The organism is Rhodopirellula islandica (assembly GCF_001027925.1).
GTDB lineage: Bacteria > Planctomycetota > Planctomycetia > Pirellulales > Pirellulaceae > Rhodopirellula > Rhodopirellula islandica.
The window spans coordinates 1-11,693 of sequence record NZ_LECT01000019.1 but is presented as its reverse complement, the minus strand read 5'-3'; the positions used below and the strand labels follow the sequence as shown (position 1 = coordinate 11,693).

Sequence of the window (11,693 nt, the reverse complement as noted above, 5' to 3'; positions counted from 1 at the left end):
CCTCGAGCAGCGATCCGAGTTCACTTCAACCCGCCAACGGAGTTCCCCCGATGTCCAGCCTGATGAAAGCGTTCGTGATGCAAGGCATTGATCGCGTCGAGTTCGTCGACAAACCCATTCCTACCCCGGGCCCCAATGACGCCATTGTCAAAACCACCCGAGCCCTGGTGTGCACCTCCGACGTGCACACCGTCAAAGGTGCAATTGGAGATCGAAGCGGTCTGACACTCGGTCATGAAGCGGTGGGCATCGTCACCAAACTTGGCAGTGAAGTTCGCGGTTTCCGCGAAGGTGATCGTGTGGCGGTCAATGCGATCACGCCCTGCTTTCAGTGCGAAAACTGTCAACGCGGCTACTCTTCGCAATGCGGCGAGATGCTTGGCGGTTGGAAGTACGCGAACATCAAAGACGGCAGTTTCGCAGAGTACTTTCACGTCAACGACGCCAAAGCGAATTTGACTCCAATTCCCGATTCGATCTCCGATGACACCGCCGTCTACGCTTGCGACATGATGTCGACTGGGTTCATGGGAGCCGAACATGCCAACATCCCCTTGGGAGGCACCGTGGCGATCTTTGCCCAAGGTCCTGTGGGTTTGATGGCAACCGTTGGTGCTCGGTTGCTGGGGGCAGGGTTGGTCATCGGAGTCGACGGGATGGAGAAACGCCTCGAACTTTCTCGGCACTTCGGCGCTGACGTTGTCCTGAACTTCAACCAAGTCGATCCAGTGGAAGAAATTCGCAAACTGACCGGAGGTGTCGGCGTCGACTCCGCGATCGAGTGCCTCGGGGCTCAGCTCACCTTTGAGTCCTGTATCAAGGCAACCCGGCCGGGCGCAACGATCTCAGTCGCGGGTTACTTTGGACACGGCGACAGCGTCAACATCCCACGCCTGGAATGGGGCGTCGGCATGAGTGACAAAGTCATTCGGACGGGACTGTGCCCCGGCGGAAACGTCCGCATGTCGCGACTGCTTCGCCTGCTGGAAACTGGACGTGTCGATCCATCGCCTTTGACGACGCATTCATTCGACTTTGACGAGGTTGGAAAAGCCCTGCACATGATGGAAACCAAAGAAGACGGCATGCTCAAACCGTTGATCCGGTTCTGATCCCGCCCATTCTGCTCCATCCCTCACCGTTGACGAGCCTCGCAGGATTAAACGGACTCGCCGCGTCCCACCTCGGCCCGCGGAGGTCGTGCAGTTGTGAAGTGCCGGGCTGGTAGCGTCTTGCGAACCCCGTCCGCGCAGGAGGTCGTGCAGTTTTGAAGTACCGTGTTGCCAAGCGTTTATTACCACCCTCCCTTGGGACGTTCGAAAAACAAATGGTGGCGGGCGTCTGGGTATCGCCCCGGATGGGGCCGTCGTGGGAGTTGGGGGCGTCCCTCGCTCACGCTTCGGGTTGTGATTGGTGGTTGCTCCAGAAACCCGCCAAAATGCAGCACCAAAAAACGGCACGACGTCCAGGATCGAGGGTGGTCCTTGGAACGCACCATCACCCTCTCGAACAGCGGGTTTGGCTCACGCCTTTGCAGGCGACGTCCCACCAACGCGAAACCAATCGATCGCATGATGCTGATCGCTGGCGGAGAAGAATTTGACCTCTGCACTGGTGAAGTACTGGCCGATCTTCGCCATGGCGATTTCCCATTTCTTATCACCGACGATCGCGATCCGATTCAGGTCGCCATGGTGCTTGAAACCGAACTTGAGGTCGTCCCAAAACGCCCCCACTTCCCAGCCGTCGACGTGCTCCATGACAAACATCAGGTTGATTTTGCCATGTTCTTCAATCGCTTTTTCAACGCGAGGCAGGAAGGTCTCGTAGTCTTCCGTCGTCAACAATCCAGAAGCCTGGATCTCGATCATGTTCGTTGCTGGATCTTGAATGATTTGAACAGCCATTTTGTTTTCCTTGTGTGGTTGGCTCTTGGGGACGTCCCATCGCCCCGCGACTGGCAAGCGGCTCATCAATGACGACCGGCAAGCGATGGCAAAGAGGGCAAGCGACGTGCCGCTGGGGACCGCAGGCGGCCAAAAGCGACCTGCTTGGGAGAAGATGCTCTGACATCGTTGACCTTGCGGACTGGAACGATTGCGGTGATTCGCGTTGTAACGATCCTGCCGGTTCCTCCTTGCTCGACCGGCCAGTTAAGACCTTCCTAGCGGGTGTGACGAAAACAGGGAATGTCGTGAACAGTCGTTGAGATCCGGCCCTGCCGTTTGCAGCCGAACGACTTCCACACCCGATTTGTGTTGTCCAGGGCTTCCAGAATGCATTCACGATTCCAAACTGCCATGGCTGTCTTGTTGGTCAACGCGATCGGTTGCGCCGGGTCGGGCACGCACCGATTGGCTGACACCACCACCGTCAGCAATCCCCTTGCGGCAGCGCATTCACCGAGCGAGACAAGCGTTCCCGCGAACCTGTCGCCACCTGTCAGCCTGGCTAGCTTCACAGACGTCGAGGCGAATCTGGAGCTGAACGACATGGAAATGGCGGAGGAACCAACACCGCCCCCCGTCGTGCTGGACAGCATCGAACTGAATTCCACCGGTGGCGAATCGCTGCCAGAAGCCTGGGCAATGGCAGTCGCAGTGGATCAGAAACTGCAATCCAAAGCCAATGTGACCGGGGCCGCCGTCTACGCTCACGAGGCAGCGAAGTCGGCCCGAAACCCTTCCCTGAGAACGTTCAATTCTTACACCGCCCTGGATCGAGAACCTGGAATTGGGGTCGACGTTCCTGGACTGGCCTTCCTCGGTTTCAGTTCCCTGCCGATCGGAGAAAAGGATTTCTTTTCATCCGCCACTTTCGCGTCAGTCCCCGTTTACACGAGTGGGCGGATTAGCAGCACCATTGACGCCACCTGCGCCAATGTGCACGCGTCGCGTTTCGACCAACGCTCCGAACGGCACGACTTAAAAATGGAGGTGGCCGAAGCGTTTGTGAATGTCTTGAAGGCGGCCAAACTCGTCGAAGTCGCTCGGATCAGCGTCGTCACGCTGGAGAAGCATTTGGTGGATGTCCAGGATTTATTTGGAGAAGGTGTGGTCGCCAACAGCGATGTCTTGGCCGTCAAAACCACCCTTTCCGAGGCTCGCGACAAGCACCTGCAAGCGACCAATGGGCTCGATCTCGCACGCGCAGCCTACAATCGCTATGTCGGACGACCGCTGGACGCACCGGTGACACTCGCCGAGATTTCGAATTCGCAACCCATGAATTCGGAATTCGAGGCGGTTGGACTGCCGGCCGATGCTGGGCCCAATGAATTGATTGCAACGGCACTGGCACAACGATCTGAATTGCAGGCAGTCGCCCACAAATCAAACGCACTTCGTCATCAAGCAAAGCGTGAACTGGCGGCTTTGGGACCTCAGGTGGGTGCCGCGGGCGGATTCAGTTTTCTTGAAAATGAAAACCTCACGCACGAAGGATTTTGGTCCGCTTCTCTATTGGCTGAATGGACCCTTTTTGATGGCGGAGTCGCTCGCAACAAAGCCGCCGCACTCCGACAGCAGGCCTCCGCGTTGGCTCGGCTCAAACAAGACCTGGAAAGCCGCATCGCATTGCAAGTCAAGCAGTCCTGGCTCAATCTACAAAACGCGAACGACCGTATCCTGGTCGCCGAAACATCCGTTGAACAGGCGGAAGAAAACCTTCAGTCAGCCCTGGACCGCTACCGCCAAGGAGTCGGCACCAACACCGAAGCCTTGGACGCTCAGACGTTGTTGGCGCAAAGTCGCAACAGCTATTTCTCGGCGAAGTATGACGCCGCCCTCGCTCGCGTGATGCTCGACCGAGCAACCGGCAATCTGTAAGCAGATCGGCAGGAGTCTTTCTGCATTCGAACTGTTTCGGTTAGCGTTGTTGCCCCCATGTGCAACCGGGGCCGACGCTGGGCTACTAAATGTTTGGTGTTGTGGAGCCTATTCGTTTGCGCAAGTTTTCATCTGAAATGTCCTGGCTCCCCTCGCCCCGACCTGCTCAGGAGGCATCGGCTCTGCGGAAGCTTGTGCAAATACGCTCGCTGCCCCCTGCCCGGCAGTGCGATGTCGTCACACCAGCAGTCTGGTCCCGTCGGATATCAAGTCCGTCTCTCGTGCGACCGTGCCTTTGGGCACCTTGGATGACAATGGCACACCCTGTGCTTTGAGGCGTCTGCTGTTTGTCGTCCACGAACAAAGGCAGAGCGAATCGAGTTTGCAATTTCGTTTGAAGTGACGGCGATCTTCTTCATGATCAGGATCCGTCACGATGGCGAAGTTATTCAAACGATTGTCCATGCTCTTGTTGCTCGCGGCATGCGTGGTGGGAGGCTACTTCGCCTGGGATCGCTGGGGACGGGTGGAACCGCTGCCCGATGGACTGGTTCAAGCAAACGGCCGCATCGAAGGCGACCACGTCACCGTCGCCAGCAAGTTCGCCGGCAAGGTTCACGAACTACTTGCTCGCGAAGGCGACAGTGTTCAAGCCGGACAGGTTTTGGCTCGCTTGGACAGCCAGCAGGTCCAGGCCAAACTACGACAAGCCGAGCAGGCCGTCCAAGCCGCACAGGCTCAGTACCGAGCGGCCCAATCAGGGCTCGAGTTGCTCGAAAGTGAAGTGCCATTGATGATTGAAACGGCGGAGGCATCGCTGGAGCATGCCAAGGCGGTCGTTGCAAAAGCGAAAGCCGCCGAGCAGCAATCGGCTCGCGACGCCAAGCGATTCACTGAACTTGCGTCTCGTGGAACCATCGACCAACGCAAGGGCGAAGAAGCTGAACTCGCTTGGACGGTCGCCAAGAACGATGTGCGCGTGGCCGAGACCGCTTTGACGCAAGCCGAAAAGCAACTGGCCGAAGCAAACCTGGGCGACCGTCGCGTTCAGGCCAAACGGCAAGAACTCGAAGCACTCGCCGCCCAAGTGGCGGGCGCAGAAGCCGTTCGAGACGAAGCCCAAAGTGTCCTCGATGACTTGACCATCACCGCCCCCGCGGACGGCGTCATCACCACGCGCGTCGTTGACATTGGTGAGATCGTCGCCGCTGGTTCCCCCTTGTTCGACCTCGTGAATCTCGACCGCCTGTACCTGAAGGTCTACGTGCCTGAAGTCGAAATCGGACGGGTGCGTTTGGAATTGCCCGCACGGATCCACACCGACGCCTACCCCGAAACGCCATTTCCAGCCACTGTCCGCTACGTTTCGAGCCGGGCTGAATTCACCCCCAAGGAAGTGCAAACGCCTGATGAACGCGTGAAGCTGGTCTACGCCGTCAAGCTGTACTTGGATGAGAACCCCGATCATCGACTGACGCCCGGTTTGCCAGCCGATGCCGTGGTGCGATGGAAGGAGGACACGCCATGGGCCAACCCCCAATGGTAGACGCCGGCCGCAGTCACTCCGCCGACACCACCTCGTCACCTGCTTCCGAACCGATCGTTCGCGTCACAGAATTCCGCAAGACCTATGGTCGTACAATCGCCGTCGATGGCATCGACCTGGAAATCAGTCGCGGAGAGATCTACGGCCTGATAGGTCCCGATGGTGCCGGTAAGAGCAGTCTGATGAAAGCCATCGCAGGTGTCCTCACCTACGACAGCGGAACACTCGAAGTTTTTGGAACCCAGGTTGATTCAGAACAATCCGCGGAAACGATCAAAGATCGAATTGGCTTGATGCCACAAGGCCTGGGGCTGAACCTTTACGCCGACCTGACCATCGAAGAAAACGTGGACTTCTTCGGTCAAATCCGACTGGTTCCCAAAGAGATTCTGGAGCAACGCAAGAAACGCTTGCTCGAGATGACCCGGCTCGACAAATTTCGCGATCGGGCGATGAAGAATCTCTCGGGAGGAATGAAGCAAAAGCTAGGGCTGGTCTGTTGCCTGATCCACCATCCCCAACTCGTGGTGCTGGACGAACCGACGACGGGAGTCGACCCGGTCTCACGCCGAGATTTCTGGAGCATTCTTGCTCAACTGCTGCGAGAAGAACAAATCACAGCGTTGGTTTCCACCGCCTACATGGACGAAGCAACGCGATTCCATCACGCCGCACTGTTGTTCGACGGGAAGGTGCTCGCTCGGGGTGAACCGGACGAGATCGCAGCGCTCGTTCCAGGCCGAATTGTGCAGGCCAAGGCCGAACCACAAGCGGAATCGCTGGGGATCCTCAAACAGACGTTCCCGCAATCCGAAGCGGTTGGACCGTGGCTCCGCGTGTTCGTCGACGACGCTGACGATGAACAGGCCAAACAGGCCGTCACGTCTCGGATTGAAAAGTTCTCACCACATGAAATGCATGTTGCGGAACCGGATCTGGAAGACGTGTTCATTGCCTTGCTGCGGCGACGTGGACTCACGGACAACGATGACGTGCAAACAGCGTCTTCGACTTCCAACACAAACGCCCGACACGCGGACGGACTCGCCATCGAAGCGAACGAACTGGTGCGAGAATTCGGTTCTTTCCGAGCCGTCGATCGCGTCAACTTCCGCGTCGAACAGGGTGAGATCTTTGGACTGCTGGGTGCCAACGGCGCGGGCAAAACAACGGTCATCAAGATGCTGACGGGTCTGCTGCCGCCGACGGCAGGAACGGGCCGCGTTGCCGGTGCCGAAATGCGCCGCGCGGGTCAGGCGATCAAAGAACGCATTGGCTACATGTCCCAGGCGTTCTCGTTGTACCAGGACCTGAGCGTCGTCGAGAACATTCGCTTGTACGCAGGGATCTACGGACTCTCTCGACGCCGGGCACGTGAGCGGACCGAATGGATCATCGACATGGCTGGACTGTCGGGTCGTGAAAACTCGCTCTCGGGAAGCCTGCCGATGGGCGTGCGTCAACGACTGGCCATCGGCTGTGCTTTGGTTCACCGTCCGCAAGTCCTGTTTCTCGATGAACCAACATCCGGAGTCGACCCGATCGGAAGACGGCGTTTGTGGGACATCATATTTGACCTGTCTCGCAACGAAGGCGTGGCGATTCTTGTCACCACACACTACATGAGCGAAGCGGAACACTGCGACCACATTGCGATGATGTACGCCGGACGCGTCTTTGCCGACGCTTCGCCGAGCGAACTCAAAGCGAGCTTGCGAAACGAATCGGGCCAACTGCTTGAAGTCACCACGGACAATCCGTTGGCCGCCCTCGAAGTCCTCGAATCAGAAGGGTTTCCAGGGGTGTCTTTGTTCGGCAAACGCATTCACTTCCTCGCGTCGGATCCAGCGGTCGCCGAACAGCGAGTCAGGGACGCTTTGAAGCAGTCCAACATTGAGGTGCTGTCGGTGTTGGAACAACCGCTGACGATGGAAGACGTGTTTGTGAACCGCGTCCTTGCCCTTGAAAAAGCCGACGCGAGAGCAAACGGGGAAACGCAATGAATCTGCGTCGCGTCGCCGCCGTGGCATCCAAAGAATGGCGAGAGATCGTGCGAGACCGCATGTTTCTCGCGCTCACGTTCCTGGTGCCAGTCTCGTTGATGCTCGTCGTTGGGTATGGCCTCTCACTGGACGTCGAAGACATCCCACTCGCGATTGTGGATCGTGACGGGACAAACCTGAGCCGCGAATATGCTTACCGCTACATCGACTCACGCTACTTTGATTTCAAGGGGTACGCGCTCGACGTGCACGACCTGTCGCCTCTGTTAGCGGACAACAAAATCCGTGCTGCCATCATTCTCCCGGAGAACTTCCAAAAGGAACTTCTTGGTGGCCGGCCGGTGGTGGTGCAAACCCTGATCGACGGGACGTTTCCGTTTCGTGCCCAAACGACCAAGGGGTACGTGCTGGCGATGAACACCTCGTTCTCCAGCGAAGTGCTGGCATCGTATATCTCCAAACGCCGCGGAATCCCATTGGCGCAAGCCGCCACGTCCATCCGTCCGGTCACCTTGGAAGCGAGGTATCTCTACAACCAAAGCATGAAAAGCGATTGGGCGATTGCCCCGCGGCTGATCATGGTCATCTTGATGATGACGCCCCCGTTCTACACGGCACTCGGAATCGTTCGCGAAAAAGAACGCGGGTCGATCTACAACATCTATTCATCGACTGTCACAAGACTCGAATTCCTGATTGGGAAACTGATTCCCTATGTGGGCATTTCCTCCGCCAATGCGGTGATTCTCTGGCTGATCGCGACCCAGCTCTTTGGTGCTCCCTTCAAAGGCAGCCTGTTGTTCTTCATCCCGGCAACGCTGCTGTACATCATTTGCACCACCGGTCTGGGATTGGTTGTCTCCGTCCTGGTGCGAACCCAAGTGGCCGCCATGGTGGTGACCTTCATCGTCACGGTCATCCCTTCCATCCTCTATTCGGGAGTGATCGTGCCGATTTCATCGCTCAGTCCAACGGCACAAATGACCGCCCATGGACTGCCGGCGATGTACTACACCAACATCATCGTCGGCACCTTCATGAAAGGGGTGGGACTGCGTGAGCTATGGCCTGATGTTCTGGTCCTGGCGTTCTACGCAGCTGGGCTGATGACAATCGGATATCGAATGTTCCACAAAAGGCCCAGCACATGAGTCCCGAAACTCGAACAGCAGGAGAACGACGTCCGCAGCACGCGGCTGACGAACCAGAGGCTCGCCCCCGTCGCGGCCGAGCATTCGTTGTGTGGTGGAACCGCATGCGAGTGATGACGATCAAAGAGTACCTGCAGCTCTACCGCGATCGAATTTTGATTGTGTTCATGCTGTACGCCTTCACGCTGGAAGTCTTCCTGGCCGGATCAGGAGTCAGCATGCAATTGCAGAATGGAGCCTTGCAGATCCACGATTCCGATCACAGCTTCGCGTCGCGAGAACTGATCCATCGCTTTCGCCCGCCTCAATTCAGCATCGATGGCGAAGTTCTCAATCACGGCGAGAGCATTGATTTGCTCGACCGCGGGGAAGCGATGATGGTGCTCGATATCCCGCCGCAGTTTCAGGAATCCCTCTTGGCCGGCGAAACCACCAGCGTGCAATTGCAGATCGACACTTCGAACCCCGTCCTGGGATTTTTGGCGACCAGCTATGGTGAGCAGATTGTCGGGCAATATGGACTGGAGGCCGCGATGCAGCGAGAAGGCATCGGCCTGAACGAACAAGCTGCGCCGATCATCCACGAAGAACATCGTGTTTGGTACAACGCCAATCAGGACGACGCGTGGTTCATGTCCGTCGTGGAGATGCTCAATGTCATCACGATGTTTGCGATCCTGCTGCCGGCCTCTGCGATGGCCCGTGAGAAAGAACGCGGCACCGTTGAACAACTCTTGGTTTCACCGCTGTCGACGTTTCAAATGATGTTTCCCAAGGTGCTCGCCATGACCAGTGTGATCCTGGTGGGCACCATGATCACGATTCATCTGATCTTGCAACCCTTCTTTGGCGTCCCTTTTCGCGGCAGCCTGACGCTGTTCATGGCAGTGACCGCGATTTATGTTTTCACGACCGCTGGGATCGGAATGCTGCTGGCGACCATCGCCAGGAACTTGGCCCAAGTCGGCATGCTGACCGCCTTGATCTTCATCCCCATGGTCTTCCTCTCAGGAGCATGGACGCCGCCCGAGAACATGCCGCCGGTGCTTCGCGCTGTCAGCGCCATCGCGCCGCTGCATCACTACATCGACGCCAGCCTCGGCATCATGCTCAAAGGGTCCGGCATTGGGTTATTGTGGGATTCGATCCTCGCCATTGCTCTGTTCGGAGCTGCCATCTACGGGATGAGCATGGGGTACTTCCGCCGCCAATTCGGGTGAGCAATGACCGTGCATTGCTCCGGCTGAGACCTGATCACGCGAACCGTTGCGGGCAACGGCTCTACGCTGGCAGACCAGCGATCGTTTTTTCGATTCGTGCTGTCACCTTGGCTTGGCCCAGAACCGCCAGCGTTTCAAACATGCCGAATCCGCTGGCCGCTCCCGTCGTCGCGACTCGCAAGGCGTGAATGATTTGGCCGATCTTGATGCCTTCCGATTCGCAGAATGACTTCACCGTGGTTTCCACGCTGGCCGCGTCAAACTCGGTCGCTGCTTTCAAAGTCTCGTTCAGCTTCGCAAGCAACTCCTTCGCGCCATCGGCCTTGACCAAACGTTTCTCGTACGCCTTTTCGTCGATGGCATAGTCGTCCACGAAGCAGTAGTCGAAATCGATGATGTCGCCGGCCATCTTCAAACGATCACCGGCAGCAGCCAGAACCTCGTTCAACGTTTCATCGGAATCACCTTCGGCAACAAAGCCAGCGGCGACCGCAAACGGGCGAACCAACTCGGCTCGTTTCTCGTCGGACAATGCCGCGAACGCATCGCCTTCGAACGATTGCAATTTGGCAGGGTCGAATGAAGCAGGAGCCTTGTTGACTCGGTCCAGAGTGAACTTCTCGATCATTTCCGCGACCGTGAACTTTTCGGTTTCGCCGTCCAGCGACCAACCCAGCAACAACAGGTAGTTGAGCAACGCATCGGGCAAGAATCCGATTTCACGATAGAAATCGACCAGCACGGGATTGAACGTGTCCGCGTCGATTTGCATGTTGCAACGCTCGGCAATCTTTTCGCCGTGAGCCAGCAACACTGCGAAGTCGCGGTTCTTCTTGTACTTGTCGAGTTTTCGCTTGCTCAACTTGGCAGATCCACCGGGCTCAGCCACATAGGGCAGGTGAGCGTAGATCGGCAGGTCATACCCGAGGGATTGAGCGATGAAGACTTGGCGAGCCGTGTTGGGCAGGTGTTCCGCGGCCCGAACGACGTGCGTGATCTTCAGTTCGTGATCATCGACGACGCTGGCCAGGTGATACAGCGGGCTGCCGTCAGCACGCGCGATCACATGGTCTTGTTCCGACGCCCATTCCACGACGACTTCGCCGCGGATCAAATCTTGGATCACGCATTGTCCTTCGCGGGGCATCTTCAGACGCAGGACGCCTTGGCGACCTTCGGCTTCGAACTTGGCCGCGGCCGCTTCGTCTTCCGCCATCCAGCGGCGATCGTAGACAAATGCCTCGCCGGCTTTTTGAGCTTCTTCGCGCAGTGCCTGCAACTCATCGGGCTTGGCAAAATCACGGTAGGCGTGACCGTCGGCGAGCAGCTTCTCAGCCGCGGCTCGGTACAAATCGCCTCGCTGTGATTGGAAGTAGGGACCGTGGGGGCCGCCGACATCGGGGCCTTCGTCCCAGTCCATCCCGAGCCAACGAAAACCGTCCAGGATCGGTTTCAGGGCCGCCTCGACATTGCGTCCCGCGTCCGTGTCGTCGATTCGCAGGATGAATTGCCCGCCAGCCTGTTTCGCGAGCAGCCAATTGAAAAGTGCGGTACGGACGCCGCCGATGTGCAAGTATCCGGTCGGGCTGGGGGCAAATCGCGTGCGAATCATGGTCGATCAACAGTGGAGATGGAAAGGTGAGTGGGCCGAACAAGCGGGTTCAAACCCTGGAGCGTTTGATGCATCCAACGCTCAGCGACAATGCTAGCAGGCGGCCGAACCTTTCCTAACCCACCAACCAAAATCATGCCAGCCACCTCCACGGCTCGACCGACTCCAAAGCCGCTACGCAAGAATGATTGGGTTTCACCTTGTGAGCCGTTTGGGCGTTCGCCTGGGCTGCGAAATGTTTGATGTTGGCGTTCGGATAGCGAATGCAATTTTTCTTCCGGCTTGCTGTCTTTCTTCATCCCGGTAGGGATGTCAGATGGTAGCCGGGAGTTGC

At 57.6% G+C, this 11,693-nt stretch carries 9 protein-coding genes; 6 read left to right on the top strand and 3 right to left on the bottom strand.

Annotated elements, in window-relative coordinates; genetic code table 11:
• The first annotated feature begins 50 nt into the window (after nucleotides 1-50).
• On the top strand, nucleotides 51-1,112 hold the full coding sequence (locus RISK_RS10355) for an NAD(P)-dependent alcohol dehydrogenase (protein WP_201778941.1): 1,062 nt from the start codon (nucleotides 51-53) through the stop codon (nucleotides 1,110-1,112).
• Between the two features lie 411 nt (nucleotides 1,113-1,523).
• Here the strand turns inward: RISK_RS10355 and RISK_RS10350 are convergent, their stop codons facing one another.
• Complete coding sequence (locus RISK_RS10350; RefSeq protein WP_047814280.1) at nucleotides 1,524-1,907, bottom strand: SpoIIAA family protein; 384 nt, start codon at nucleotides 1,905-1,907, stop codon at nucleotides 1,524-1,526.
• A gap of 393 nt (nucleotides 1,908-2,300) precedes the next feature.
• Here RISK_RS10350 and RISK_RS10345 point away from each other — a divergent pair, with 393 nt between their 5' ends.
• The 5 genes from RISK_RS10345 to RISK_RS10320 all read left to right on the top strand — a co-directional run bounded on the left by RISK_RS10345 (nucleotide 2,301) and on the right by RISK_RS10320 (nucleotide 9,747).
• A complete protein-coding gene (locus tag RISK_RS10345) occupies nucleotides 2,301-3,827 on the top strand; it encodes a TolC family protein (RefSeq protein ID WP_160311427.1) in 1,527 nt (508 codons plus the stop codon).
• Nucleotides 3,828-4,263: 436 nt separating this feature from the next.
• Nucleotides 4,264-5,373: an HlyD family secretion protein gene (locus RISK_RS10335; protein WP_053061132.1), complete on the top strand. Its 1,110-nt coding sequence runs from the start codon at nucleotides 4,264-4,266 to the stop codon at nucleotides 5,371-5,373.
• Nucleotides 5,352-7,376: an ATP-binding cassette domain-containing protein gene (locus RISK_RS10330; protein ID WP_201778940.1), complete on the top strand. Its 2,025-nt coding sequence runs from the start codon at nucleotides 5,352-5,354 to the stop codon at nucleotides 7,374-7,376. The genes RISK_RS10335 and RISK_RS10330 overlap by 22 nt, the downstream gene beginning before the upstream one ends.
• Nucleotides 7,373-8,527, top strand: coding sequence for an ABC transporter permease (locus RISK_RS10325; RefSeq protein WP_047814224.1), 1,155 nt, complete (start codon nucleotides 7,373-7,375; stop codon nucleotides 8,525-8,527). Before RISK_RS10330 ends, RISK_RS10325 begins: the two co-directional genes overlap by 4 nt.
• Nucleotides 8,524-9,747 carry an ABC transporter permease gene (locus RISK_RS10320; RefSeq protein WP_083434896.1) on the top strand — a complete coding sequence of 408 codons (1,224 nt, stop codon included), beginning with the start codon at nucleotides 8,524-8,526 and terminating at the stop codon, nucleotides 9,745-9,747. Before RISK_RS10325 ends, RISK_RS10320 begins: the two co-directional genes overlap by 4 nt.
• Before the next feature lie 61 nt (nucleotides 9,748-9,808).
• On the opposite strand, the gene gltX is transcribed toward RISK_RS10320, so the two are convergent.
• Together gltX and RISK_RS33005 are read right to left on the bottom strand one after the other, a co-directional pair.
• Complete coding sequence (gene gltX, locus RISK_RS10315; protein ID WP_047814223.1) at nucleotides 9,809-11,359, bottom strand: glutamate--tRNA ligase; 1,551 nt, start codon at nucleotides 11,357-11,359, stop codon at nucleotides 9,809-9,811.
• Nucleotides 11,356-11,693, bottom strand: a 338-nt coding sequence (locus RISK_RS33005) for a hypothetical protein (RefSeq protein WP_236696193.1), incomplete at its 5' end; no start/stop codon positions are given. The genes gltX and RISK_RS33005, both read right to left, overlap by 4 nt.